This is a genomic window from Rhodococcus (subgen. Prescottella) equi, assembly GCF_003013675.1.
GTDB classification, from domain to species: Bacteria; Actinomycetota; Actinomycetes; order Mycobacteriales; family Mycobacteriaceae; genus Prescottella; species Prescottella equi.
Genome location: NZ_CP027793.1, coordinates 1,794,624 through 1,820,058, shown reverse-complemented (window position 1 = coordinate 1,820,058; position 25,435 = coordinate 1,794,624). Strand labels below are relative to the sequence as shown.

22 protein-coding genes are annotated in these 25,435 nt (G+C 67.5%); 6 read left to right on the top strand and 16 right to left on the bottom strand.

Going from position 1 to position 25,435, the window contains the following annotated elements:
• Positions 1–52: 52 nt before the first annotated feature.
• The gene (locus C7H75_RS08665) at positions 53–739 is read left to right on the top strand and encodes an SDR family NAD(P)-dependent oxidoreductase (RefSeq protein ID WP_106851222.1); all 687 of its coding nucleotides are present in this window, start codon (positions 53–55) and stop codon (positions 737–739) included.
• A gap of 32 nt (positions 740–771) precedes the next feature.
• Here the strand turns inward: C7H75_RS08665 and C7H75_RS08660 are convergent, their stop codons facing one another.
• From C7H75_RS08660 to C7H75_RS08650, 3 genes are all read right to left on the bottom strand, one after another.
• Positions 772–1,725: a phosphotriesterase family protein gene (locus C7H75_RS08660; protein WP_081122434.1), complete on the bottom strand. Its 954-nt coding sequence runs from the start codon at positions 1,723–1,725 to the stop codon at positions 772–774.
• A 61-nt stretch (positions 1,726–1,786) separates the two neighbouring features.
• Positions 1,787–2,674, bottom strand: a complete 888-nt coding sequence (locus C7H75_RS08655; protein WP_064058102.1) for an IclR family transcriptional regulator — start codon at positions 2,672–2,674, stop codon at positions 1,787–1,789.
• Positions 2,675–2,727: 53 nt separating this feature from the next.
• Positions 2,728–4,302 carry an ABC transporter substrate-binding protein gene (locus tag C7H75_RS08650; protein ID WP_022594964.1) on the bottom strand — a complete coding sequence of 525 codons (1,575 nt, stop codon included), beginning with the start codon at positions 4,300–4,302 and terminating at the stop codon, positions 2,728–2,730.
• 498 nt (positions 4,303–4,800) lie between these two features.
• Between C7H75_RS08650 and C7H75_RS08645 the strand changes: the two genes are divergently transcribed.
• Positions 4,801–5,955 (top strand): 3-ketosteroid-9-alpha-monooxygenase, oxygenase component, encoded by a 1,155-nt coding sequence (locus C7H75_RS08645; RefSeq protein WP_037084432.1) that lies wholly within the window; start codon positions 4,801–4,803, stop codon positions 5,953–5,955.
• A 92-nt stretch (positions 5,956–6,047) separates the two neighbouring features.
• Here C7H75_RS08645 and C7H75_RS08640 read toward each other — a convergent pair whose 3' ends face one another.
• From C7H75_RS08640 to C7H75_RS08610, 7 genes are all read right to left on the bottom strand, one after another.
• Positions 6,048–6,638 carry a TetR family transcriptional regulator gene (locus C7H75_RS08640; protein WP_005514323.1) on the bottom strand — a complete coding sequence of 197 codons (591 nt, stop codon included), beginning with the start codon at positions 6,636–6,638 and terminating at the stop codon, positions 6,048–6,050.
• A gap of 40 nt (positions 6,639–6,678) precedes the next feature.
• Positions 6,679–7,554, bottom strand: coding sequence for an SDR family NAD(P)-dependent oxidoreductase (locus C7H75_RS08635; protein ID WP_106851221.1), 876 nt, complete (start codon positions 7,552–7,554; stop codon positions 6,679–6,681).
• Positions 7,551–9,752, bottom strand: coding sequence for an acyl-CoA dehydrogenase family protein (locus C7H75_RS08630; RefSeq protein WP_084986260.1), 2,202 nt, complete (start codon positions 9,750–9,752; stop codon positions 7,551–7,553). The genes C7H75_RS08635 and C7H75_RS08630 overlap by 4 nt, the downstream gene beginning before the upstream one ends.
• 6 nt (positions 9,753–9,758) lie before the next feature.
• Positions 9,759–10,622, bottom strand: a complete 864-nt coding sequence (locus C7H75_RS08625) for an amidohydrolase family protein (RefSeq protein WP_022594960.1) — start codon at positions 10,620–10,622, stop codon at positions 9,759–9,761.
• Entirely contained in the window at positions 10,619–11,479 is an 861-nt protein-coding gene (locus C7H75_RS08620) for an SDR family NAD(P)-dependent oxidoreductase (RefSeq protein ID WP_106851220.1), read from the bottom strand. The genes C7H75_RS08625 and C7H75_RS08620 overlap by 4 nt, the downstream gene beginning before the upstream one ends.
• Complete coding sequence (locus C7H75_RS08615) at positions 11,476–12,711, bottom strand: amidohydrolase family protein (protein WP_005514329.1); 1,236 nt, start codon at positions 12,709–12,711, stop codon at positions 11,476–11,478. Before C7H75_RS08615 ends, C7H75_RS08620 begins: the two co-directional genes overlap by 4 nt.
• Positions 12,712–12,906: 195 nt before the next feature.
• On the bottom strand, positions 12,907–14,130 hold the full coding sequence (locus C7H75_RS08610) for a DegT/DnrJ/EryC1/StrS family aminotransferase (protein ID WP_013415465.1): 1,224 nt from the start codon (positions 14,128–14,130) through the stop codon (positions 12,907–12,909).
• Between the two features lie 328 nt (positions 14,131–14,458).
• On the opposite strand from C7H75_RS08610, the gene C7H75_RS08605 reads away from it, so the two are divergent.
• Positions 14,459–15,049: a TetR/AcrR family transcriptional regulator gene (locus C7H75_RS08605; protein WP_005514331.1), complete on the top strand. Its 591-nt coding sequence runs from the start codon at positions 14,459–14,461 to the stop codon at positions 15,047–15,049.
• A gap of 43 nt (positions 15,050–15,092) precedes the next feature.
• Positions 15,093–16,025: a pyridoxal 5'-phosphate synthase lyase subunit PdxS gene (pdxS, locus tag C7H75_RS08600; protein WP_005514334.1), complete on the top strand. Its 933-nt coding sequence runs from the start codon at positions 15,093–15,095 to the stop codon at positions 16,023–16,025.
• 85 nt (positions 16,026–16,110) lie between these two features.
• On the opposite strand, the gene C7H75_RS08595 is transcribed toward pdxS, so the two are convergent.
• The 4 genes from C7H75_RS08595 to C7H75_RS08580 form a co-directional block, all read right to left on the bottom strand.
• Positions 16,111–16,611: a DUF7700 domain-containing protein gene (locus C7H75_RS08595; protein ID WP_233281881.1), complete on the bottom strand. Its 501-nt coding sequence runs from the start codon at positions 16,609–16,611 to the stop codon at positions 16,111–16,113.
• A 144-nt stretch (positions 16,612–16,755) separates the two neighbouring features.
• Complete coding sequence (locus C7H75_RS08590; protein WP_081205482.1) at positions 16,756–17,928, bottom strand: hypothetical protein; 1,173 nt, start codon at positions 17,926–17,928, stop codon at positions 16,756–16,758.
• A 58-nt stretch (positions 17,929–17,986) separates the two neighbouring features.
• A complete protein-coding gene (locus tag C7H75_RS08585) occupies positions 17,987–18,187 on the bottom strand; it encodes a hypothetical protein (RefSeq protein ID WP_013415462.1) in 201 nt (66 codons plus the stop codon).
• Positions 18,188–18,395: 208 nt separating this feature from the next.
• Entirely contained in the window at positions 18,396–19,262 is an 867-nt protein-coding gene (locus C7H75_RS08580; protein WP_022594954.1) for an SDR family NAD(P)-dependent oxidoreductase, read from the bottom strand.
• Positions 19,263–19,405: 143 nt separating this feature from the next.
• Here C7H75_RS08580 and C7H75_RS08575 point away from each other — a divergent pair, with 143 nt between their 5' ends.
• Together C7H75_RS08575 and C7H75_RS08570 are read left to right on the top strand one after the other, a co-directional pair.
• On the top strand, positions 19,406–20,641 hold the full coding sequence (locus C7H75_RS08575; protein ID WP_037084438.1) for a CaiB/BaiF CoA transferase family protein: 1,236 nt from the start codon (positions 19,406–19,408) through the stop codon (positions 20,639–20,641).
• Positions 20,641–21,573: a hydroxymethylglutaryl-CoA lyase gene (locus C7H75_RS08570; protein ID WP_013415460.1), complete on the top strand. Its 933-nt coding sequence runs from the start codon at positions 20,641–20,643 to the stop codon at positions 21,571–21,573. The genes C7H75_RS08575 and C7H75_RS08570 overlap by 1 nt, the downstream gene beginning before the upstream one ends.
• Before the next feature lie 4 nt (positions 21,574–21,577).
• Here the strand turns inward: C7H75_RS08570 and helR are convergent, their stop codons facing one another.
• Together helR and C7H75_RS08560 are read right to left on the bottom strand one after the other, a co-directional pair.
• Positions 21,578–23,797, bottom strand: a complete 2,220-nt coding sequence (helR, locus tag C7H75_RS08565; protein ID WP_175280026.1) for an RNA polymerase recycling motor ATPase HelR — start codon at positions 23,795–23,797, stop codon at positions 21,578–21,580.
• Positions 23,798–24,012: 215 nt separating this feature from the next.
• Complete coding sequence (locus tag C7H75_RS08560; RefSeq protein ID WP_106851218.1) at positions 24,013–25,365, bottom strand: lipase family protein; 1,353 nt, start codon at positions 25,363–25,365, stop codon at positions 24,013–24,015.
• Positions 25,366–25,435: the final 70 nt, after the last annotated feature.

Sequence of the window (25,435 nt, the reverse complement as noted above, 5' to 3'; positions counted from 1 at the left end):
TCGTCGGTGCTGCGCGGACCGCATCGACCCCTCGAACATGTGAAGGACCGACATGACTGGAACAGCATTCGTCACCGGCGGAACCGGCGCGCTCGGCGTCGCCGTCACCAACCACCTGCTGTCGATCGGCTGGCGTGTGGTGGTGCCGTTCATCGAGCCGTCGGAAGCGTCCCGACTCGACGACCACGAACGCCTCGAACTGGTCCGCGCCAATGTGTCGGTTCCGAACGAGCTCTCCGCGGCCGTCGCCCTCGCCGCCGGTGATTCCGATGCGCCGCTGACGGCACTGGTCAATCTCGTCGGCGGATTCGAGTCGGGTCCGCGCACCCACGAAGCCGACGCCGACGCCATCGACCGTCAACTGGATCTGAACGTGAAGACCACGTACGCGGTGCTGCGCGAAGGGCTTCCGCACCTGGTCGCCCACGGGGGCGGCTCGGTCGTGTCGATGTCGTCCGGGGCTGCCCTGAAGCCGTTTCCCGGCGGCACCGCCTACAGCACGTCCAAGGCTGCCGTCCTCGCCCTCGCGGAGTCGATCGCGGTCGAGTACAAAGCCGATCACATCCGGTCGAATGCCCTGCTGCCCGGCGTGATCGACACCCCGGCCAATCGTGCGGCGATGCCGAACTCGGACCGCGCGAACTGGGTTGCCCCGGCCGACATCGCCAAGGTGATCGCGTTCCTGCTCTCGGACGACTCCGCCCCGATCTCGGGCGCTGCCATTCCCCTGGGTCTCTGACGCGGTTACGGAGGTCTGCCGACCCGACGGGATCAGCGGACCTCCAGGAACTCGGCCGGATTGTCCTCGAGCATGGCACGCACGGTCTCCGGATCGAGCCCGGCGGCTTCGAGAGCTGGAACGACCTGCCGGTTGACGAACGTGAAATCGACTGCAGAATCGTCCGATTCATCGTCCTTGAAATCCTGCCAGGATCCGAAGACTCCGAAGTAGGTTGCCAGGTCGTGGGACAGTAGGAGCCGATCGCCGTGGCCACGCGCACACAGTTCGACGATGGTGCGCACCCGGGCCGCGAGGCTGTTGCCGACAGCGCAGTGCCCGAACCGGTCCATGCCGAGGTAACAGCCTCGACGGAGCATCGTCTCCAGATAGCCGAGATCGTTCGTGTCGCCGCTGTGCCCCAGTACGACCTGACGCGGCTCGACGCCGCAATCCTCGAACAGATCGAGGATCTCTTCGCCGTTGCCGACGTCGGGGTGGTGATGACAGAAGACCGGCAGTCGCTGCTCGGCGGCCACCCTGCCGATGGCCCGGAACACCCGGTCGAGGATCGGGGTGATGCCGTCGTCGGCGCAGGCCGCCTTCATGATTCCGGGTCGCACACCGGTGCCGGCGATGCCGTCCTCGCATTCCCGGCTCAGCCACGCACGGATCTCGTCCTCGCTCCGCCAGTTCAGGAAGACCTCCTCCTGATAGTAGAAGCCGCTGGACACGACGAACTCGAGCCCGGTCCGCTCGGACACCTCGCGGATCAGTCCGATGTCGCGCCCCATGTTCACCGGAGTTCCGTCGACCACCGTTCGCACGCCGCTCTCCCTGGCACGCAGGAACTGCGCCACCGCGCGTTCCACGATCACGTCGTGCTCGTAGTAGTTCTCTCCGAACGCCATTCGCATCGACCAATCGGCCGTGACGATGTGCTCGTGGATCAGGGTCTGGCCGAGTTGCGAGCGGTCGATGGGACCGCGGACGGTGTTCACCGGCATGCTGTTCTCCTTCGATGGTCGAGAAGTTCCGGCGTGCGGATCGATCGGTGTGGCTCCCCGGTCAGACCCATCGGCCGGTCTGGATCGAGACCAGCCGGTCCAGCGCATCCGCCGACCAGGTGTCGACGCGGGTACCGGTCACGCGCCGATTCCGCCGACCGTCACCGAACTCCGGGTCCAGAATCCGCGAGACTTCCGCAACCGCATCGACCACGAGTGGGGCGACGCGTTCGAGGTTCGAGCCTCTGGCATCCCCACACAGCGAGATTGCGGCAACCGGTCCGGCGACGCCACGGACCGCGGCACCGACGCATGCCACACCGCGGACCGACTCGCCCTGCTCGAAGGCCACGCCGCCGCGGCGGCGAATCCTGTTCAGTTCCTGATGCAGTGTCGCGATGTCGGTGATCGTCCTGTCGGTGCGACGAGCGAGGCCCTCTCCGTACAGTTCGTCCACGCGCCGGGGATCGAGCCAGGCGAGCATCGCCTTGCCTCCTGCCGTCGCGTAGGCGGCGCCGCGACCACCGACACGCGACGGCAGGCTCGAGGCGAAGCGGCCGCCTCTCTTGTCCAGGTACACGCCATCCGCCCCGTCGAGCACGGAAAGATGCACGACCATGCCGGTCTGCATGTGCAATTCGTGCAGTGACGGTGCTGCTGCAACGCGAATCTCACCGTCGACGCTGCCGCCGAAGCGGCGCGCCCGCCGACCGAGGCAGTAGCCGAACGACGCGTGCTCCACCCATTCGAGGCCGATGAGTTGGTCCAGGATCCGGTGCACCGTCGAACGAGGCAGCCCGGCCCGTATCCCCACCTCCTCGAGGGTGAGCCGGGTCGACCGGTCTTCGAAGACGTCCATGATCAAGGTCATCCGCTCGATCATGGACGGAGCGACCCGCCGGCGCGGCCTGGTCGCGGCGGTTGACTCGGCGGGATCGACTCGCGCCATGGAGACCTCCAAACGTGGATCACTCAGTGTGTGGACGCGGTACCGGGAGTGCGTCAGCGCTCCATCCAGGCCTCGTCGAAGAGGACGACGTTGTCGATGCTGACGTTGGCGCCGTGCAGCTTCGGCGTCCACGCCGTGTACACGGCGGTCGGCGCCCACACCGCATACGGAACGGTCTCGTCGGCAAGCTTCTGAATGTCGTCGATGGCCGTCTGCTTCGCGTCGTCGCTGCCGGCGGTCTGCAGCTTCACCAGTAGAGCGTCCATCTCGGGCGAGTTGTAGCCCGCGGCATTGTTGCTCGACGTGCTGCCGAGCGACCCGTACAGGCGGAGCAGCGGTGCCGCGTCGATGAGCGACGCACCGCTGCGGGCGATGTCGAAGTCCCGATCGACGTAGACACGGCGAGTCAGGTCGGTGACGCTGTTGGCATACGCGACCTCGACATCGAAACCGATCGAGTTCAGCGCGGCCTGTGCGGCGAGAGCACCCTGACGCGAGGCCTCCTCGTTGATGGCCACGTACGTGAGCTTGCCGTTGTAGCCGTCAGCCTTGGCCTGGCTCAGCAACTCCCGCGCCTGATCCGGATCGTAGGTGACGCCCTGCACGTCCTCGTTGTGCCACTTCGAGCCTTCCGGGAACATCGCCGAGCCGGCCGGTCCCTTTCCGCCGTTCACACGCTGGTTCAAGGCCTCCGGATCGATTCCGAGCGCGATCGCCCGACGAACCCGGACGTCGGCACCCGGACGACCCTCGCGCTGATTGATCATTCCGATCGCGCCGAGCCCCTGGAGATCGCGATAGCCCTCGAGGCCGGCGTCGATCGCGCTGTCGATGACCTCGGTGTTCCGGTAGAGATAGCCGGCGTTGAGCTCGCCACTGCGAATGGACTCGAACATGCCCTGGGCGTTGGCCGTGGGAACGAAGCGCAGACCCGCGAGTCGCGGCTTACCTCCTACGTAGTCGGCACGCGGCGCCAGCTCGAGCACCTCGTTGGGAGCGAACCGGGTGACGGTGAACGGCCCGGCGCCGATCGGCGTGAACGAACCCGACGCTTCCGAGCTCGGCGCCACGATCACACCGGGCCCGGCCGCGAGCAGCACCGGAAAGTCGGTCCACGGGCGTTGGAGCCGGATGACCACCGTCTTCGCGTCGGGAGTCTCGACACCGGCAACCGAGTTCGTCCACACCTGCGCCACATCGCGCTTGGCCGCGACATAGCGGTCGAGACTCCACTTCACCGCGGCCGAATCGACCGGCGTCCCGTCGCTGAACGTGGCCCCGTCACGCAGCGTGACAGTCCAGGTCTGCCCGTCGTCGGAGGACTCGAGCCCGGCCGCCAACTGCGGTACGTACTGCGACTTCTCGAAGTCGTACCGCACCAGGGTGTCGTAAATCGCGGCCAGCTCGGTTCCGCCCGTCGACCCGGCCATCAGGGTCTTCGTCGGGTCCAGCGTCGCCGGGAAGCCGTACGACCCGTAGGTCACCACGCCGCCGTCGACGGGGTCGCCCTCGCCGGCACGATCGCCGACGTAGCCGATCGCGTACGCGCCACCGGCGTTCGCGGAGTCGCCGGAACCCTGGCCGTCAGCCGAAGCGCAGGCCGTCAAGGCCAGAGCACCGATGCTCACGACAGCTACCGAGCGCCAACCGCGCCAAAGTCGATGCAACATATCCGTCCTCTCGATGTGATGACTTCGCCGTTCGCAGCTGACGGCCGCCGACTTCTCGTGACAGCACGTGCGGCGGGGAGCGAGACCGCGGTCCGCGCAGGCTCGCGGAAGAAAGAATCAGGTTCCAGTGACATGGAACACCATGAACGCACAGGTTTGCAAGACATATGACCTAATACGTCGAGTTCCGGCCAGCAAAATAGAATTACGTTTCACCCCACCTGCATGTCAGGGAAGAGCCAAGGGTCTTCGCGATTCCCAATTCCGCTGCTGTAGAGTCGCTCTCGCGCGACAGTGCCCTTGCAACCACATCGCTACCGGCCCGAACCGGACGTATCCGCCAGAGATGCGTGACTCACGAGCGGCCGGCGCCCTTCGCGGGACCACTGTGTATTCGGCGTCCCCGATCGATCCTGCAGGAAGTACCACCGATTACCACCAATGTATGGGAAACACATGACGACATCAGCGACAGGCAGCAGCGAGGTCCGGATGATCGAGGCCGGCGAGGCGCCGACAAGATTCGCGCGCGGTTGGCACTGCATCGGCCTCACCAGGGATTTCACCGACGGTAAGCCGCATCCGATCCACGCCTTCGGCACCAAGCTGGTGGTGTTCGCGGACAGCGAGGGCGATCTGAAGGTTCTCGACGCGTACTGCCGGCACATGGGTGGCGACCTGAGCCAGGGCGAGATCAAGGGCGACTCGGTGGCGTGTCCGTTCCACGACTGGCGCTGGAACGGCAAGGGCCGCTGCACCGACATCCCCTACGCCCGCCGCGTGCCGCCGCTCGCCAAGACCCGCGCGTGGACCACGATGGAGAAGGACGGACTGCTGTTCGTCTGGCACGACCCCGAGGGCAACCAGCCGCCGGCCGAGGTCACCATCCCGGAGATGACCGCCCCCGGTGAGGAGTGGACCGACTGGGTGTGGAAGCAGATCACCATCGACACCAACTGCCGCGAGATCATCGACAACGTCGTCGACATGGCGCACTTCTTCTACGTGCACTACGGCTTCCCGATCAAGTTCGAGAACATCTTCGAGGGCCACATCGCCACCCAGTTCCACGAGGGCGTCGGGCGCGAGGACATGGCCCGGCCCACCAAGGACGGACAGGCGGCCTCCACGGGCAACAGCTCGGTCGCGGCGTACTACGGCCCGTCCTTCATGATCGACGAGTTGACCTACCACTACCCGGATTTCGACATCGACTCGATCCTGATCAACTGCCACTACCCGATCTCGCCGAACAAGTTCGTCCTCATGTACGGCATCAAGGTCAAGCAGAGCGAGTCGGTCAGTGGCGCGAAGGCGAACGCACTGGCCGCCGGGATGGCCAAGTTCATCGCGATCGGGTTCGAGCAGGACGTCGCGATCTGGAAGAACAAGACCCGCATCGAGAATCCGCTGCTGTGCGAGGAAGACGGCCCCGTCTACCAGCTGCGCCGCTGGTACGAGCAGTTCTACGTCGACGTCGCCGACATCAGCCCGGACATGACCAACCGTTTCGAGTTCGAAATGGACACCACCAAGCCCGTCGCGGCCTGGCGGCGCGAGGTCGCCGAGAACATGGAGCGACGGGCGGCCTCCGCAGCGATCGGGAACTGACGACACCGAAGACGTCTGCGACAGGACCGGCCGTGCGGTACCCGCGCGGCCGGCCTTGTCGCAGAACAATATTGGAAGTCGAACCGTACCGGCTACTCGCCGAGCACCAGCCGCGACACGTCCTGAACGTTACGCAAAGCCTCGGGGAATCCGATGCGGCCGGTCGTCCACAGGACGAGCGAATTGAGCATCGTGCTGCCGATCGACAACGACGCGAGGCGTGCCCGCTCGGCGGGCACGCCTTCCATCAGCTCGAACAGCATCTTCCGGTTCGCGGCAGAGCGTTCGTCGAGTGTGTCTCGCACGTACGGATCGTCGGAGGTCTGCAATTCGACCTCGAGACGTGCGAAGTTCGGTCCTCGCTGGAATGCCTTCATCTGGCGCGTGTAGAGGTCCACGACACGATCGAGGACCGAACCGTGCGCATTTCGGCGCCGACCCGTTTCGCGTTCCTCCGCCAGCCGTTCGGCGAGAATGTCGTTCCAGGCCACCATTGCGGCCGCCAGGAGGTGCTGCTTCGCCGGGAAGTACCGGTAGAGCGTCCCGAGGGCCACCCCGGACCGCTCCGAGACCTCTCGCATCTGTATCCGGTCGGGGCTGGTCTCGGCGAGCATCTCGATCACGGTGTCGAGCAGGTGCCGCCGGCGCGCACGCTGCGCGTCGGTCATGTCGTCGGGGCTCATCGGCACGGCCACGGATTCGGTCACGAAGGCAGCCTAATCGTCAACCGGTCACCGCCGACTCCGGCTCCGGCGACGGGGTCGTCAGATACCCGCCCAGCACGTCGCGCAATTCGTCCTGGCTCCACCGCGACGCCGAGCGCAGGCTCGCCTCGACGGCGGGCGGCGTCATCACGTCGATCCGGTCCCCGTACGCGACCAGCACTCGACCGTTGACCGACTCGGCGGCTGGTGAGGCGAGGTAGACGACGAGCGGCGCAACGTGTTCGACCGACAGCGGGTCGTCTCCCCCTTGCGGACGCGGCCCGAACACGTCGCTCGTCATGGCCGTGCGTGCCCGGGGACAGATGGCGTTGGCCCGCACACCGAAGGCCTCGCACCCCCGGGCGGTGGACATCGTCAGGGCGACGACACCTGCCTTGGACGCGGCGTAGTTGGCGGCCCCCGGCGGGCCGGACGCGTACGCCTCCGACGACGTGTTGACGATGCGCGCGTAGACCGGCGCCCCACTGTCCTTCGCCCGACGTCGCCAGTGGTCGGTCGCCGCGCGCGTCGTGAGAAACGAGCTGCGCAGATTGACCCGCAGCACGTCGTCCCACTCGTCGGCGGACATGTTGAACACCATCCGGTCCCGAATGATGCCGGCGTTGTTCACCAGGATGTCGAGGCGGCCGAAACGTTCCACCGTGAGCGCCACGAGCCGGTCCGCGGTGGCCTGCTCACCGACGTCACCCACACACGTCACGACGGACCCGCCGGCGCTGCGGATCTCCGCAGCGACATCCTCGATCCGGGAGCTACGAGCGTTGATCACCAGGTCGGCACCCGCTTCCGCGAGGGCGAGGGCCTCGGCACGGCCGAGACCCTCGCTGGCTCCGGTGACGATCGCGGTACGACCACGCAGGAGTCCACCGGTCATCGTGGTTCCCGTGGCAGCCCGAGGATCTGCTCCGAGATGACGTTGAGCTGGATTTCGAGCGTGCCGCCACCGATCAGCAGCTTCGGCGTGGCCAGGTAGGCCTTGGCCGCGCGCCCGCCACCGGTGACGTCCGGGCCCAGGCCGCCCAGGGCGGCCTCCGGCCCGAACCATTCGAGCACCTGCGCCGTCGCATCCGTGATGTGCTGCGCAGACGCCGCCTTGAGCGCACTCGCCTCGACACCCGGGTTCAGACCCGACAGCCGCTTGAGGACGCTGCGATGCGCGAGCGCATCGAGGGCCCCGGTGGTAGACGTGATCCGACCGAGCGCAGGCAGCGCGTCGTGCCGAGTGTCCGGGTCCAGCGTCCGCGCCACCTCGACCGGATCGAAGCGGTACCCGCTCGCAACCGGGGTGTTTCCCATCGCGACCCGCTCGTTCGCCAGCGTCGTGCGGGCCACCTTCCAGCCCTCTCCGGGCGCACCCACCAGGTCGGCGTCGGGAACGAAGACACCGTCGAGAACGACCTCGTTGAACATGCTGTCGCCGTTCGCCTCCCGCAGCGGCCGGACTTCCACGCCCGGCGCCGACATGTCGACGAGGAAGAAGCTGATGCCCCGATGCTTGGGGGCGTCACGGTCGGTCCGCGCCAGGCAGATGCCCCAGTGCGCCTCGTACGCCTTCGAGTTCCACACCTTGTTGCCGTCGATACGCCAGCCTCCGTCGACCTTGGTGGCGGAGGTCGTCAACGACGCCAGATCGGATCCCGCGCCGGGCTCGGAGAACAGCTGGCACCAGATGATCTCGCCGCGCAACGTCGGAACGACGAGTCGTTCCATCTGTTCCTCGGTGCCGTACTCGAAGATCGACGGCAACGCCCACTCACCGATGACGGTGCTGGGTTGGGGAACTCCGGCGCGGTCGAACTCCTCCGCGAGAATCAGCTGAGCGGCGGTATCGGCGCCCAGGCCGTACGGCTCGGGGTAGTGCGGCGCGACCAACCCCCGATCGGCGAGCAGCACCCGAGCCGCCACCGGGTCGAGTGCTGCGGCCTCGGCGATCGTCGCCGCGACACCCGCCCGGAACTCCGGCCGGTCCGGAACCCCCAGCACCGCTTCCCGTTCGGTGGTCAGCGCCAGTTCACCGGCGCGGCGGGCCCACGCGTCCTGCGAACCACCGAGCGCGAGCAGGCTCACGACACGTCGCCAGTACAGGTGGATGTCGTGCTCCCAGGTGTTGCCGATGCCACCGAGCAGCGTGAGCGCCTCGAGTACCACGTCGACGGCCTCGCGGCGCACCACCGTCGCGGTCCGCGCGGCCGCGAGTGCCAACTGCTTCCGGTCGCCGCTGTCCGCGGCCGACACGGCGTCCCACACCGAACTGGTCATCACCTCGAGCCGGATGAACAACTGCGCACACTTGTGCTTGATCGCCTGGAACGAGCCGATGGGGCGCCCGAACTGCTCGCGGATCTTCGCGTACGCCAAGCTTGTCTCCTGCGCCCACCGGGCGACGCCGACGGCCTCGGCGCACTGCAGCACCGCGGCGATCGCCGCGACCTCGTCCGCCCCGGCGCCGAGGACGTTCTCGGCCGGGATCCGGGTGTCGGACAGGCGCACCCGGCCGAGGGCGCGGGTCAGGTCGACGCCTTCTTCGGCGAGGACCTCCACACCCGCGTCACTCGCCGACACGACGAACCACACCGGACGCTCACCGGACTGCCCCGCCAGCACGAGGATCTCGGCACCCGGAGCACCGAGCACCGGTACCGTCTCGCCGCCGGCGACCACTTCGTCGCCGTCGCCGTCGAGGGTGACGGTCCCCGTCCCCAGCGCCACCGCGGCGGTGGCGCCGCCGGCCAGTCGCGGAAGCAACGCCTTGCGCGCCGCGTCGGTCCCGTGGGACTGAATGACGGCGCTCGCGGTGACCGTCGGCAGCAACGGTCCGGGGATCAGGCCGTACCCGGACTGCTCCAGTGCCACTGCGAGTTCGAGCAGGCCCGCGCCCGCCCCGTCGTACTCCTCGGCGAGGTGTAGCGACGGAATACCCATACCTACCAACTGTTCCCAGAAGGCGGGCCGAGCACCGCGCGCGAGGTCGTCGAACTGCCCGCGTGTCCGTTCCACGGGAGCCTCGCGGGCCGCGAACCGCGCCAGCGAGTCGGCGAGCGCGTCGTGATCTGCTCCGATACCGATCGGCATGTCCGATCAACCTTTCAGTTTGAGCACCTTGCGGGCGTTCTCGTGCAGGAACTTCGGCCACACCTCGTCTTTGAACGGCACGCTCGGCATGTCGCCGAAGATCCGGTCCAGGGTCAGCCCCGCAGGGAAGTAGCCGGCGTAGATGATCTTGTCGGCGCCGCGCGTGTTCGCGTAGTCGACGATCGCCTTCGGGTAGTGCTTGGGCGCGAACGCCGACGTCGAGTAGTAGAGGTTCGGCCATTTGATCATCAGTTTGACGGCCAGATCCTCCCACGGTTCGCAGCCGTGCCGCGTGACGAACACCAGATCCGGGAAATCGAACATGACGTCGTCGATGAGTTCGACGTGCTGGACCGCCGACTTCAGTCGCGGCCCCGCGATACCTGCACACGCGAAGATCGGGATGTCGAGCTCGACGCACTTTGCGTAGATCGGATACATCTGCGGCGCGTTGAGCGCCACCTGCGGGAATGTGCCCGCGGCGAACGAACTCACCGAGAGGATGCCGAATTCCTCGTACTCACGGGTCATCCGGGCCAATGTGCCCATGATGTCGTTGGGATCGACCGCCGAACCCTGCGGCACGAATCGGTCCGGGAACATGCGGACGGCGCGCTGCCCGGATTCCTTGGCCATGCTGACCATGCCGATCTCGATGCCGTGCTTGTCCATCTCGTGCAGCGTCACCGAGATCGGATCGTCGGTCGCGAGGTCCGGCACACCCTTGAACATGTACTGCGCGGGCATGGTGAACTCGTCGTTGCTCTCGCGGTCCTTCGTCTGCCGCGTGATGAACGCGTACTCGTCGTAGCCGGCCTCCCGGAAACCGATGTGCGTGTCGACGATGGGGATACCGTCGTAGGGCGTCATGCGTTCTGCTCCTTCGCGATAGGCCTGCCGTAAAGGTCCCGGACCGTCAGCCTCTCACGCTCGAGAATGTCCAGACTCGCCTCGACGTTGCCGGTGTAGTGCGGTGCGGCGTCGCACAACCACGTCACCGCTTCGACCATCTCCTCGAGGGATTCCGGAACGAACCACTCGGTGCCGACCATGTTCGACGCCACCGACATCGCCCCGGCCGTGGCGACCGCCGATCGCGGCCGGACCGCGTTGACCCGGATGCCGGTGCCGTTCAGCTCGGCGGCCAGGCCGGCCGTCATCCGGTCCTGGGCGGCTTTGCTCATTCCGTACAGCGCGGTGCCGTGGATGTCGGCATCCAGATCGGTCTCGCCCTCGGGCAGTGGTTCGACCGGACGGATCCGTGCGGTACCGCTGGTGATGTTGACGATCCAGCCCTCACCCCGCTCCCGCATGCCCGGGATCACCCGCTGCGCGAGGTCGAGCGGCGCATGCACGTTCACCTCGAACGTCAGATGCGCACGCTTGGCCGGGTAGCTCCGCAACGGCTGGAAGATCGCGGCCGCCGCATTGTTGACGAGGATGTCGATCGGTCCCCCCAGCGCCTTCTCCGACTCCGGGACGATCCGCGCCCGGGAGTCGGGATCCTCGAGGGCTGCGGGGACGATCGCCACGGTGCCCCCGGCCGCACGGATCATTTCGGCCGTCCGGGCAAGGGTGCCGTCGAATCCGCGATCGGGCTCGTCGACCGTGCGCGCCACGATTGCGACGGCAGCGCCCTCTGCCGCGAGGCGTTGCGCGATGCCGGCGCCGATACCTCGACTGGCTCCGGTGACGATCGCACGCCGGCCGTCCAGACGGCCGGTCATACGCCGAGCTCCGCCTCGAGCTGGTTGGCGAACGACTCGCGCAGGAGAACATCGTTCGGCTCGTCGGGCAGTTCGGTGAGCGGCTGCGCAACCTCGGACGGGGTGGGGCCGTACTTCGCCGCCAGCGGGGCCAGCGCGTCCAGATCGAAGTCGTACAGTTCGGCCGCGTTGGCCGCGAAGAGCTTCCGCAGCTCCGCCTCGTCAACGTCGTGCATGACCTGACGGATGCACTCGCGCGTGAACGGGTACGTGCCCTCGTTGTGCGGGTAGTCGCTGCCCCACATGAACTTGCCCTCGCCGAGGGTGTCGCGCGTGGCCATGTCCTGCGCCGACGGCATCGTGGCACCGACCCACACGTTTCGCCGGAAGTACTCGCTCGGACGCAACGGCAACTGCTCGTCCTCGCTGTAGAACAGCTCGCCGATCCGCCCGGTGCGCTTGACGCGCAGATCGACGGTGTCGAGCTGGCGCATCAGGTCCGGAGCCCACGCGCAGCCCTGCTCCGACACCGCGAACTTGAGCTTCGGGAACCGTTCGAAGACACCCGAGAGGATCATCTGCACCAGCGGGCGCATCGAGTAGAAGCCGACCTCGTTGATGTAGAGCAGCGACGACGTCTTGTAGCGGCCGTAGTCGGGCAGGCCCGTGCCGGCATGGCTGTTCACCGGAACACCGAGGTCCTCGCAGACCTTCCACAGCCGGTCGTACTCCGGGTCGTACAGCGGCTTGACCCACTTGACGTCCGGCGCCAGGTTCGGGAGCAGGATGCCGCCGCGCAGTCCGTTCTCCTTGACCCACTCGACGTCCTTGATCGCCTCGTCGACGTCGTTGAGGAATACCTGCGCGACGCCGGCGCGCTGGGCGGGTGCGTCGTTGCAGAAGTCCTTCAGCCAACGGTTGTGCGCCCGCACGCCCGCGAGTCGCTTGTCGAAGTCTTCGGCCCGCGGCGGACCGGCCAGGACGGCGGCACTCGGGAAGAACGGAGGCACCGTGTTGGGGAAGAGCACCTCGCCGACCGTGCCGTCACCCTGTGTCTCGCGCAGGCGACGTTCGTTGTCCCAGTTGCGGGTTCGGCCGTCGTCGACGAGGTCACGGTAGGGGTTCTTGTACTTCCCGCGCCACGCGTCGAACTCCTCGTGCCACTTCGATTCGAGGTACGAGCGGTAGGTGGCGTGATCGGCGCCGGCGTGGCTGTCGGCAGAGATGAGGATGTACGGGGTTTCGTTCGTCACTGTGAGACTCCTGATCGACGGCTTGATTGAAACCGTGTTCTATGCGCTTGCATCGAGAGTAGCGCGGATCATGTCCATGTCAAGACGAAGGTTTGAACTGAGATAGAACCACGTTCCACGATCCGATCGCGGTGTTGACCGGAAACGCCACGAGCCCCCGGCCGGGAGGCCGGGGGCTCGCACAGAGACGGGGTGCTACTGCTTCGCAGCCGCGAACTTGGAGGCGAACGCGTGGATGCTGGCGACGACGTGGTCGAGTTCCTCGTCGCTCATGCCGTGGCTCATGCCGAGCGACATGCCGCGCTCGAACACCTCGTCCGCGAAGGGCAGCCCGCCCTCGGGGATGCGGTACTCGACGCCCCGCATCATCGGGTGCCGGGTGACGTTGCCGCTCCAGACCGTTCGGGTATCGATGCCCGCCCCCTCGAGCGACTCCTGCAGATCCCCCCGCTCGAAGCCGGCGTCCTCACGGATGGTCACCGGGTAGCACAGCCACGCGGTGTAGAAGCCCTCCAGCGGCTTGGGCAGGCGGAACAGATCCGGGTAGGCACCGAAGGCCGCGCTGAACGCGTCGAAGATCTGATGGCGGCGCTTGTAGTTGACCTCGAGCTTGCTCAACTGGACGAGGCCGAACGCCGACCCCAGCTCCGACGGCTCGAAGTTCCACGGCAGGACGTCGAAGATGAAGTCGTTGTCGTACGCGACCCCGTCGAGGTCCTCACGGAAGACGCGCCCGGTGCGAGCCTGCTCGGACCCGAACAGGTGCGGCTCGGACCGGCGTCCCCAGCGGCGCAGCATCAGGCCCTTGTCGCGCAGCTTCTCGTCGTCGAGGCACACCATGCCGCCGTTACCGGCGGCCGTGATGATGTGCGACATCGCGAAACTGGTGACCGTGATGTCCGAGCGCGAGCCGGTCTTGGTGCCGCGCAGGGTGGTTCCGATGCAGTCGCACGAATCCTCGATGACCTTCAGGTCGTGCTTGTCGGCGATCTCGCGGATGACGTCCCAGTCGGGGGCGTTGCCGGCGAGGTTCGGCACCAGGATCGCCTTGGTCTTGTCGGTGATCAGCTCCTCGATCTTGCCGACGTCGACGTTGTAGGTGTCGGGCTCTACGTCGACGAACACCGGCACCCAGCCGCCCCGCACGATCGGCGAGACGTCCGTCGAGAACGTCAGCGGCGAGGTGATCACCTCGGAGCCCTTGGGCAGATCCAGCAGCTCGAGCGCCAAATACAGCGCGGATGATCCCGAGTTGCACATCAGGCCCAGCTTCTTGCCGTACAGGTCGGCGACCTTGCGCTCCATCTCGGCGACGTTCTTGCCGATCTTCAACGCGAACGGCCCACCACGCAAGACCTCGAGGCAGGCCTCGATCTCGCGCTCGTCGTGGACACTGCGGGCGTAGACAACCCTGGTCATTTCGATCTCCTCGTCGATTTCGGTAAGGGTCCGCATGGGCGGTTCGTGCGGACGCCGATCGGCCTCGCGCCACGAACCGGGCGGAAAGAGCATGGGCGGCTCATGCCCGAATAAATCGTATTGAACGTTCATTCAAGGCGAATATAGGTCGATGGAAGCAGGCCGTCAAGACGGGATCGGAGGCGAGTCGTTTCTGCAAGCCAGCTCGAATCTGCACGCCCCGAACATGTTCGACGCAAGACTCCGACGTGACGCAACCCCACTTTGACGCGATGCGACCGGCCCGGTTAATGTCGTTGAATGAGTGTTCAAATCGGAAGGGACTGAAGTGGCGGAACCCCAGGACCGCAAGTCCGAGATCCTCGATGCCGCGGCCACCCTGTTCGCGGCGCGTGGCATCGCGGGGACGTCGATGCGGGAGATCGGCGACGAGGTCGGCCTCAACGCGGGGGCGCTCTACCACTACTTCCGGTCGAAGGGTGCCATCGTCACCGAACTGGTCACGGTGTTCCTCTCGGACCTACTCGCGAACTATCGCTCGATGGAGCTCGACCGGCTCGAACCCCGAGCCAGACTGAAGGCGATCGTCGACGTCTCGCTCGCGACGGGCGCCGCGCGCCCGGACGCGACCAAGGTCTACCACGCGGAGTTCCCCAATCTGCGTGCCATGCGCGACTTCGCCGAGGCCCGCACGATCGCGGACGAGATCCAGACGATCTGGCTCGACGCCATCGAGGCCGGCAAGGACGCGGGCGTCCTCCGAAAGGACGTTCCGTCCAAGGTGTTCCATCGTTTCCTGCGCGACTCGGTGTGGTTCACCGTCTACTGGCGCAAGCCGGACGACCCCTACACGATCGACGAGCTCTCGAACGACTGCATCACGGTGTTCCTCGACGGCATGGCCGCCCCGGCCCGTTAGCACCGCGTATCCACCACCCCGTACAGCGAAGGAAGAATCAGCTGTGAGCAACACCGACACCACATCCGCCGGCACCTCCCCCACCGCGTCGCCTGCCCAGGTCGGCACGGCGCGCGTCAAGCGGGGCATGGCCGAGATGCTCAAGGGCGGCGTCATCATGGACGTGGTCACCCCCGAGCAGGCCAAGATCGCCGAGGACGCCGGCGCTGTCGCGGTTATGGCGCTCGAGCGGGTGCCCGCCGACATCCGCGCCCAGGGCGGCGTCTCGCGCATGTCGGATCCGGACATGATCGACGGCATCATCGAGGCCGTATCCATCCCGGTCATGGCCAAGGCCCGCATCGGCCACTTCGTCGAGGCCCAGATCCTGCAGTCCCTCGGTGTCGACTACATCGACGAGTCCGAGGTCCTCACCCCCGCCGACTACGACAACCACATCGACAAGTTCGCCTTCACCGTCCCGTTCGTGTGTGGCGCCACCAACCTCGGCGAGGCCCTGCGCCGCATCAACGAGGGCGCGGCGATGATCCGCTCCAAGGGCGAGGCCGGCACCGGTGACGTCTCCAACGCCACCACCCACATGCGCAGGATCCGCCAGGAGATCCGCCGCCTGACCTCGCTGCCCGAGGACGAGCTGTACGTCGCGGCCAAGGAACTGCAGGCCCCCTACGACCTCGTCGTCGAGGTCGCCAAGGCCGGCAAGCTCCCGGTCACCCTGTTCACCGCCGGCGGCATCGCGACCCCCGCCGACGCGGCCATGATGATGCAGCTCGGCGCCGAGGGCGTGTTCGTCGGCTCCGGCATCTTCAAGTCCGGCAACCCCGCCGAGCGCGCCGCCGCGATCGTCAAGGCCACCACCTTCTTCGACGACCCCGACGTCCTCGCGAAGGTCTCCCGCGGTCTCGGCGAGGCCATGGTCGGCATCAACGTCGACGACATCCCGCAGCCTCACCGGCTCGCCGAGCGCGGCTGGTGATCCGAGGACGACTCGTGGGCGCTGTGCACCCCCGACACGCAGCGCTCGCGGGTCCTCCTCCGAACCGCTCGTCCTTCGTTCACCGTCAGCGCGACAGCAGGCGCTCCACCTCTGCGACGGCGGGTTCGAGGTCCGTGGCCTGTACCGCGTCCGCGAGTTCGGTCAGGCCGAGGAAGCCGAGCATGTGGGGCAGCCTCGATCGCAGGCGGCCGAGGGTCCAGTCCCTGGCGTCGCCCTCCGCGAACTGATCGAACCGCACCACGACGTTCTGCTGATCGGCCTGCCGGATGTAGTGGTAGTGCGGTTCGTTGTCGAAGCAGTCGAACCGCAGGTGCTCCGACCGGTCCCCGGCGCTCAACACATGAACGCACGCACCTTCGTCGTCGATGCCGCTGTCGTACGTCGCGTCCGGGCGACCGCGCTCGACCGCGTTGGAATTGATCGCCTCGTCGGTCAGATGCCGAGACTCCACGACGAAGATGAGGGGTCCCGCGGGCACGTCCACACAGTGCGCGAGGTCCATCGGGATCGGCATGACGTCGAAGCTGCGGCCGAGTCGGTACGCCTCGATTCCACTGGGGTTCACAACGACTCCGTTCGCTCACGGCGCCTCCCGGTGAAGGTCGCGAACGGATCGTAACTTGCAAAAGTTAGGAAGGATGACGCATCCGGTCGTTTCTCCCGTTCTGCGGGAATCGTGCGCCCCTCGGTTCTCGGGTCGACCGAACGGCTACGACTCGCCGCGAGCGGTGAGTTCGGCGATGTCGCCGCCCAGCGCCACGCGATACGTTCCCATCAGCTCTTCGACCCCACCGAACTGGTCTCCCACGTGATGGGTGTTGTCGGCGGACAGTTCCCGATCGCCGGACCGAGCGATGAGCTCGTCGATCCGGCTGTCGAGGCTGGTGGCCCAGCGCATCGATTCCGTTGCGCGCAGATGGGATTCGACCTGGTCGAGCAGATCCCCGATCCTCGCGAGGGCCGCGACCCGCACGACGAGCTGATCCCACACGGGGGTGAGCGCGTCCCGGCGGGACTGGACGTGCTCACGCGCCTCCGGGCTGGACAGCACGGCATCGTCGAGTTCACCGACGATGCCGTGCAGTGCCACGGTGTCGACGGCGATCTGGGTGAGCTCCTCCCCCAGATCCAGCTGCGCGCGTTGGATCGCGAAGTGCTCGGAGTGCCAGACCGGCGCTCCTTCGATGCGGTCGTACAGGGTGCCTGCGAGGAACAGCAGCGTGTCGTAGCGGTCGACGAACCGGTCGTCGTCGGGTTCGACGGCGCGCTCCAGGGCCTCGGCGGCGCGGCGTCCCACGTCCTCGGCCCGGGTGAGGGCGGACACGCGCGTCACGCGCTCGGCCGTCGACTCGAGCACGGCGTTACGCAGTTCGTGCAGCTTCCGCCGGTGAACCGGCAACGGCGCGGGCGTCCGCTGCAGCGCCGCGAACAACGCGTCACGCTGCGCGGGATCCAAGTGCACCCCGTCCCGGCGCTCGCGGCGGATGGCCCGGACGCCGCCGCCGTAGTGCGCGGCGGACATCGTCACCGCCGATCGAAGGGCCGCGATTCGTTTCCCCAGTTCGGCGGCCCGGTACCGGTACGCCAGCTGGACCGGGCCGGGCTGCAGCGATGCGGCCTTGGCGGCGACGCCGGCGTACTCGTCGGACAGCAGGCGCAGTCCGCCGAATCCGCCGATCGAGGGAATGGTCCGACCCGCGCGGCGACGCGCTCCCAGGATCTCGCGGGTGGGCGCGTCGACGCGGGCCGCCGCGATCAGCACGGCAGCAGCGTCGGACAGTTGCGGGTGCCGGCCGTCGAGTCGCGCGCGCTCGCACGAGTAACGCACGTGCTCGTCGATCCGAGCCCGCCGCTCGGCCGCGGACGATTCGGGTGCGGGCATGAGGCCTCCTCGAGAGGTTTACGCCCACCACTGTTCCAGAAACCGCGCCTCGGTGTGCTCAGCCGACCAGAGATCGGCGCGACTCGAGGCGTCCGTGCGACTCGGCGCGGATGCGCAGGAGCAGCAACCCCGACACCGATGCGACGATGAGCGCCGCGACGGTGGTGTAGACGTGCAACTCGGCCAGTCCGACGCCGGCGGCGACCAGCCCGGCCAGGAACAGACTCACGAGAACGAACTTGACTGCAGCGGACTCCATGACAACTCCCTCACACGTTCCTGTCGCGTGATTTCGGCTCAGGTGTTCGGGCAACGGCGGCTACGCGGCACTTCACGTCCAGCACTTCACGTAAGACGCGAACGGTATCCCCGCCGGGCGCCCTCCCCCGGAGCGACACGACGAGGACGACTCGCCGATACCGATCCGATACGAGTCCGCTGCAGATCGGTGTCCGCCGATTCGGCTGTCAGTCGATGACGGCGTCGGAGAACGCCGGCGGATTGCCGAGGAACTGACGGTGCGACGGCGGCTGCTTGCCTTCGAGGTCCTTCACACCGAGTTCCTCCGCGACCTCTGCTCCGACGAGCACCTGACCGCTGCGTTTCATCAGTTGGGGGTCGCGGGCGAGGGCGTCGATGACCCGGCCGGGGAACTCCGCCGACTCCGCCGTCGCGGCGAGCCCGTCGTACGCACCCGGGTTCGCATCGAATCCGGCCTTGGTGCGCTCGGTCATGAGCAGACCCATCCACAGCGAGACGACCGCGACGTTGAACGGTCGGAAGTCGACCGCCATGTCGTGGGCCATCTTGTCGACCGCGGCCTTGCCGGCACCGTACGCGGGACCGTGCATGTAGCAGGTGCCGCCGAACGACGACGTGTTGACGACGAGCCCCTCGCCGTTGGCGGCGAGCAGCGGCGCAGCGTAGTAGCTCGAGACGTAGCTCGACCGCATGCCGACGTCCAGCACGTCGAGCAGCGCCAGCGACTTCTCCCAGAAGGGTCCCTTCTTGGTCAGCTCGTCCGGCACCGCCAGTGCGTTGTTGACGAGGATGTCCAGGCGGCCGTGTTCCTCCTTCAGTCGCTCGAAGAAGGCCGCGACCTGCGCGTCGTCGCTGTGGTCGAGAACCACCGGCACACCCTCGCCTCCGCGCCGGGTGATCTCCTCGGCCGTCGCGAACACCGTGCCGGGCAGCGGGGCGTCGCCCTCGGTCTGCGTCCGCCCCGTGACGTACACCTTGGCGCCACTCTCGGCCAGCGCCAGCGCGATGCCCTTACCCGCGCCCCGGCTCGCGCCCGTGACCACCACGATCCGATCCGAACTCAGACCCACCATCCACTCCAACCGTTTGTCGGGAGACCACACGAGCGGTGTGGCCTACGTCTCAGTCAGCACACCGTAGGCGCGACGACATGTGCATGTCACTTCCCGATGGACGGGAAAACCGCGGCCGCCGCGGCAACTGCTTGAATCGACTCATGACGCAGGACAACCCGACGCGGCCCCTCGACGGAATCCGTGTGCTCGAGCTGGGCAACTACATCGCCGCACCCACGGCCGGCCGGCTGCTCGCCGATTTCGGCGCCGAAGTGATCAAGGTGGAGCGCCCGCGCACCGGCGACGAACTGCGGAACTGGCGTCTCTATTCGGGCACGACGTCGATGCTGTACCGCACGATCAACCGGAACAAGAAGTCGATCGTGCTCGACCTGCGGTCCGACGAGGGCCGTCGCCTCGTCCTCGACCTCGCCGCGAAGTGCGACGTACTGCTCGAGAACTTCCGGCCCGGCACCCTCGAGAAGTGGGGTATCGGCCCCGAGCAGTTGAACGAGGTGAACCCCGATCTGGTCATCACCCGGATCTCCGCGTTCGGGCAGACCGGACCGCTCGCCGAACGGCCCGGATTCGCGGCCGTCGCCGAGGCTCTCGGCGGCTTCCGGGAACTGGTCGGTGATCCCGACCGCCCGCCGGTGCGCGTGGGCGTCTCGATCGGCGATTCCATCGCCGGCCTGTATGCCGCGTTCGGCTCGGTGATGGCCCTGTTCCAGAGGCAGTCACGCGTCGGGGAGCGGCTCGCGCTGTCGCAGCGGACGATCGACGTGGCACTCAACGAGTCGATCATGTCGATGATGGAGTCCCTCGTTCCCGACTATCTCGCGTACGGCGTCAAACGCGAACGGGTCGGCGGCCGGATGGAGGGCATCGCACCGTCCAACGCGTATCCGTGCAACGACGGCACCAGCATCATCATCTCCGGCAACGGCGATGCGATCTTCCAGCGCTACATGGAGACCATCGAGCGACCCGACCTGGCGGCGGACGCGGAACTGCAGACCAATGCGGGCCGATGGGCGCGGCGCGACGAACTCGACGCCGCCATCGGCGCGTGGACGTCGCGTCACACCCGCGACGAGGCACTGCGCATCCTCGACGACGCGAACGTCCCTTCCGGGCCGATCTACACCGCCGCCGACATCGTCGAGGACGAACAGTACAACGCGCGCAACATGATCCAGACGTTCTGGGTGGACACGGGCGAGGACTCCGCCAAGCCGGTGGGATTCCCGGGCATCGTGCCGGTGATCGGCGACAAGTCGCTGCCCATCGACCACGTCGGCCCGGATCTCGGCGCACACACCCGCGACGTACTCGCGGCTGTGCTGGGGCTTTCCGACGTCGAGATCGAACGCATCGTCACCGAGACGGAGTGCTGATGAACTATTCGTATGCGCCCCGGTCGATTCTGCGCGACGTCACCCTGCGTGACGGCCTGCAGCTGACCGGCAAGGTACTCCCGACCGACCGCAAGCTCGAAATCGCGCGGAGCCTGCTGTCCCTCGGCGTTCCCGAACTCGAGGTCGGGTCGATGGCGCGGCCCGATCTGGTGCCGCCGATGGCGAACACTCTCGAGGTGATCGGAGAGCTGACACCCGAGGAGTTGGAGCGGTGCTGGGTGTGGGTCGCCACGCCGCGCCACGTCGAGAAGGCCGCGGCCGCCGGAGCACGCAACTTCCAGTACTGCTTCTCGGCGTCGGAATCCCACAACCGTGCCAACATCGGACGGTCCACCGACGACAGCCTCGCCGCGATGCCCGCGGCCGTCGAGTTGACCCGCGCGGTGGGCGGGCGGATCCAACTGTGTATCGCGACGTCGTTCACGTGTCCGTTCGAGGGTGACGTCCCGGCCGACCGAGTGCTGGCGATCGCAAACGATCCGCGCGGCGACGGGGCCGACGACATCGTCCTCGCCGACACCCTCGGCCAGGCGGTGCCCGCACAGGTGGCCGCACTGGTCGCCCGGGTGAAGACCGAATCGCCGCAGCGCCGCATCGTTTTCCACGGACACGACACGTGGGGGCTCGGCGTCGCGAACACCCTGGCCGCGATCGGCGCCGGGGCGAACGTGGTCGACGGCTCACTCGGTGGGCTCGGCGGCTGCCCGTTCGCGCCCGGCGCCAGCGGCAACACGTCCACAGAGGACATCGCGTTCGCGACCCGACCGGACTGGCTCAGCCCGAGGACACTGACCGGCCTGGTCGACACCGCGGCGCCGATGCTGGCCGAACTGGGCGAGCCCAATCGCTCCCGGACGGCCGAGGGCACCCGCTCGGAGGCACACGCCTTCGAATGGGTGCGCCCGGCCTGAGGAGCTACCGCCCCGCCGGCCCGGCGAGCCGGCGCAGCGCGCCCGGCAGCGGTCCGCGGTGCAGGACGCCGAGGCGTTGCGTGGCCCGGGTGAGCGCGACGTAGAGTTCGGCGGCGCCGCGGGGCCCGTCCGCGAGGATCCGATCCGGATCCACGACCAGCACGGCGTCGAACTCGAGTCCCTTCGTCTCCGACGCCGCCACTGCTCCCGGAACGTCAGGTGGCCCGATCACGACGCTGGTCCCCTCCCTCCCCGCTTCGTCTCGTACGAATTCGTCCACGGCGGCTGCCAGTTCGGTGTCGGTGACCTGCCTGGACCAGGGCTGGACGCCACTGGCTCGAACGGACTCCGGCGGTAAGACATCGGGAGCGAATTCGGCCAGCACGGCCGCGGCGACCGACATGATCTCGGCCGGTGTCCGGTAGTTCACCGACAGCGCCCGGTAGACCCAGCGACCCGGCACGTACGGCGCGAGCATCGCGTCCCACGACGTCGCTCCCGCTGCCGACCGACGTTGCGCGAGATCGCCGACCACTGTGAAGGACCGACTCGGGCAGCGGCGCATCAGCACCCGCCAATCCATCTCGGACAACTCCTGCGCCTCGTCGACGACGACGTGCCGATACGTCCAGTTCCTGTCCGCCGCAGCGCGTTCGGCGAGTTCGCGGGTGTCGTGTTCGACGAAGCGCTCCGCCAGATCCTCGGCGTACAGCAGATCGGTGGCGAACAGGTGGTCGTCGTCGTCCATGTGATCCGCGCGGCCGACCATGAGGTCGAGCACTCCGGCCGCGTACGCCGCTTCGGCCTGCGCCTGCGCCTTCCGCTTCCGTTCGGCAGCGCGTTCGACAGCGGGATCGGCGCCGAGAAGGTCTGCCAACTCGTCGAGCAGCGGAACGTCCGACACCGTCCAGGCATTCCCGTCGGCCCGCCACAACGCGGGGTCCGCGCCCGCCGCACGCAGCCGCTCAGGTGACGTGTACAACTGCGCGAGAAAGGTTTCCGGATCCAGCGTCGGCCACAGCTCGTCCAGCGCCGCCGTGAATCCGTCGTTGTCGGCGAGTTCGGCGAGGAGGTCGCGGCGCAGCCGCTCCCACGCGTCGCGATCCGAGCGGGTGAGCCAACCTCGACCGATGCGTCCGATTGCCCGTTCGGTGAGCACGTACGTGACGATGTCGCGGAACACTTCACGGGCCTCGTTGTGCGGAAGTCCGCTCGCCCGCGCCTCTTCCCGCCCCCACTGTGCGGTCTCCGCATCGATTCGCACGGTGACGTCGGCCAACTCGACGGACAGTGGGTTCTGCGGCAGCCGCTGCCGGTCGGCGACCGCAGCCGCCAGCACGTCCAGAATCTTCGCCGATCCTTTGCAGCGCGCGACGTCGGGCAGGTCCTCGCGGGTCGTGGTCACGTCCGGCACCAGATCGCCGATGGTCGTGAACACCACGTTCGACTCCCCCAGCGACGGCAGTACGCGATCGATGTGGTCGAGGAACGCCGGGTTCGGCCCCACGACGAGCACGCCGTGGTGCTCGACCCGATCGCGCTGGGTGTAGAGCAGGTAGGCGACGCGGTGCAGCGCCACCACGGTCTTCCCGGTACCCGGACCGCCCTCGATCACCAGGACCCCGTCGTGGTCGAGGCGGATGATCCGATCCTGTTCGGCCTGGATCGTCGCCACGATGTCGCGCATGCCGTCGGCCCGCGGCGCGTTGACCGCCGCCAGCAGAGCCGCGTCCACCCGGTCCACCGCGTCGTCGTGTCCGTCCGGGTCCGAGCGGGCGAGGATCTCGTCGGTGAAATCCACGACATCCCTCCCACGCGTGTGGAACTGACGGCGTCGACGCATACCCTCGGGGTGCGCGGCAGTAGCGACGTAGAACGCGCGGGCTGCCGGGGCCCGCCAATCGAGCAGCAGCGGCTCGAACTCGTTCGCCTCGTCGAACAGTCCGATACGGCCGATGTAGGACGGTTCCCCGGCGACGCTGTCCAGCCGGCCGAAGCACAGACCGTGATCCGCCACGTCCAGCCGGGTGATCTCCCGGGCCAGCGCCCGCACTCCGGCGTCCCGCTCCACCAGCGTGCCGCCGTTCTCGGCGTCGATCGGGCTTCGCAACGTCGCGCTGTACCGGCGCTTCGCCCGCGCGCGCTCGGCGTCGAGTCGCGCATAGAGCCCCGCCACGTATGTCCGCTCGTCCCGCAATTCTTCTTCGTAGTCCCCTGTTGACACGTGCCCTCGCTTCCCCGTGCCGGACGTCACGCGTAGTCACGCCGACACAGCCGGCATGCTTCTCGACCTGAGAATTCCGGCTCAGAGCAGCGATTCTGCGGCACACCGGGGGCCTTGCCGCAAGCCCCCCGGTGCGTTATAAGTTGATAGTGGAAGGAAGTGGATTTTCCCTTCCGTTCTCACTCCGGCTTCGCACGGTCGGGCCGCTCGCGCATCTAGCGGGGACCGATCGGTCTGCCCAACAAGATCTCGCCCGTGCCGATGTTGGTCGATACGAAGGTTTCGACGGCTCCGGGTGCCTGCAGGGTCGAGGTCAGGGTTTGCGTGTCGCAACCCGGTGCGCTCGGCTGGCCGGCGATCCTGTCCCCCAACCAGTTCAGGGCGTCTGCCGCTCCGGTCACGATCAGTGTCGCGTGCAGACTGATGTCGTCGCGGCGGTAGGTGAGCGGCGTACCGCCCGCGCAGTAGGTCTCGGCCAAGCGATCGACGGTGGCGATCGGGACGATCTCGTCGTTCACGCCGCTGTACAGATAGACCGGAGCCGCGGGTGCGGTTCCGCCGAGTTTCGTCTGTTCGATGGCGGAGGCAACGGCCGGCACCTGGAACAGTTCCGTCAACGGGACCGTCCAGAATCCGGTGTTGTCGCGGAAGAGGTTGCTGACGATCGTGGTCGTCAGACATTGATCGGACGGCGCGGCCAACGCCGCGCGACCCTCCGGAGTGAGGCGTGCATCGATCTCGCGTGCCGCGTCGGGGAATATCTTCCGCGCCGACGCGAGAACCATGGTCTGCAGTCCAGACCAGGCCGTCCCATTGAGGCGGTGGACGACCGCCCCTGGGTCCGGAGACGGAGAGCCCAACGCGAATCCTCGTACGTTCAGCTCCGGCGCGTACGTGGGCTGCACCTGCGCGGCCCACGCGGACGCGAGACCGCCGCCCGAATAGCCCCATAGTCCGACCGGGGTCTGCACCCCGGACAGGCCCAGGGGAGCGAACTGCTCCGCAGCCCGGATGCCGTCGAGCGCTACATAACCGGGCTCTCGTGGAGTGCCCACACGCGGCGCGGGACCTTCGTGATCGGGAACCGATACAGCCCAGCCGCGTTGGAGAGCCTGACCGACGAAGGTCATCTGTCCCTGCGTGGTGAACGACTCGACGCCGGATCCGGGCTGCATGGCGACCGATGGTGCGCAGGCGGGATCGATGCTGTCCGTTGCCATCTGGTACGACAGCAGCGGGCGCCCACCGGGAGGGGGCGGGCCGGCAGGCAGTATCACGGTGGTCACGGCGCTCATCGGACCTCCTGCGAGATCCGTTGTGCGATAGAGAAGTTGCCACGCCTGCGCATTGAACGGCAGCGCGGAGTACGACGCCAGCTGCATGGGACGCTCGCGCAAGATGGTACCGGGAGACGTCGACTCGAATCCGTCAGGCGCACGGTAAAAGTCGTCGACGCCCGGTGGCGCCGGAGCGGCACCTGCAGTCGCGGGAACCGCGACCACGCCCGCCCACACCGCCACCAAAGTCGAAAACGCCCCCACTGCCGCCAAGATCGTCGATCTGCGCATGGCTCGCACACTAGCCGTCCAGCACGCCTACTCGAGTCGTTTCGGCCACAACCAGCGATCGAGCGAGCGA

Coding starts and splice junctions, on each gene's coding strand:
- C7H75_RS08640 (WP_005514323.1), bottom strand. CDS start 6,638: ATGAGCCCCGACGACATGACCGACGCGCAGCGTGCGCGCCGGCGGCAC.
- C7H75_RS08655 (WP_064058102.1), bottom strand. CDS start 2,674: ATGGCGCGAGTCGATCCCGCCGAGTCAACCGCCGCGACCAGGCCGCGC.
- C7H75_RS08660 (WP_081122434.1), bottom strand. CDS start 1,725: ATGCCGGTGAACACCGTCCGCGGTCCCATCGACCGCTCGCAACTCGGC.
- C7H75_RS08575 (WP_037084438.1), top strand. CDS start 19,406: ATGACGCAGGACAACCCGACGCGGCCCCTCGACGGAATCCGTGTGCTC.
- C7H75_RS08665 (WP_106851222.1), top strand. CDS start 53: ATGACTGGAACAGCATTCGTCACCGGCGGAACCGGCGCGCTCGGCGTC.
- C7H75_RS08620 (WP_106851220.1), bottom strand. CDS start 11,479: ATGACCGGCCGTCTGGACGGCCGGCGTGCGATCGTCACCGGAGCCAGT.
- C7H75_RS08590 (WP_081205482.1), bottom strand. CDS start 17,928: ATGCCCGCACCCGAATCGTCCGCGGCCGAGCGGCGGGCTCGGATCGAC.
- C7H75_RS08570 (WP_013415460.1), top strand. CDS start 20,641: ATGAACTATTCGTATGCGCCCCGGTCGATTCTGCGCGACGTCACCCTG.
- C7H75_RS08630 (WP_084986260.1), bottom strand. CDS start 9,752: ATGCCGATCGGTATCGGAGCAGATCACGACGCGCTCGCCGACTCGCTG.
- C7H75_RS08580 (WP_022594954.1), bottom strand. CDS start 19,262: ATGGTGGGTCTGAGTTCGGATCGGATCGTGGTGGTCACGGGCGCGAGC.
- C7H75_RS08610 (WP_013415465.1), bottom strand. CDS start 14,130: ATGACCAGGGTTGTCTACGCCCGCAGTGTCCACGACGAGCGCGAGATC.
- C7H75_RS08560 (WP_106851218.1), bottom strand. CDS start 25,365: ATGCGCAGATCGACGATCTTGGCGGCAGTGGGGGCGTTTTCGACTTTG.
- C7H75_RS08635 (WP_106851221.1), bottom strand. CDS start 7,554: ATGACCGGTGGACTCCTGCGTGGTCGTACCGCGATCGTCACCGGAGCC.
- C7H75_RS08625 (WP_022594960.1), bottom strand. CDS start 10,622: ATGACGCCCTACGACGGTATCCCCATCGTCGACACGCACATCGGTTTC.
- C7H75_RS08645 (WP_037084432.1), top strand. CDS start 4,801: ATGACGACATCAGCGACAGGCAGCAGCGAGGTCCGGATGATCGAGGCC.
- C7H75_RS08585 (WP_013415462.1), bottom strand. CDS start 18,187: ATGGAGTCCGCTGCAGTCAAGTTCGTTCTCGTGAGTCTGTTCCTGGCC.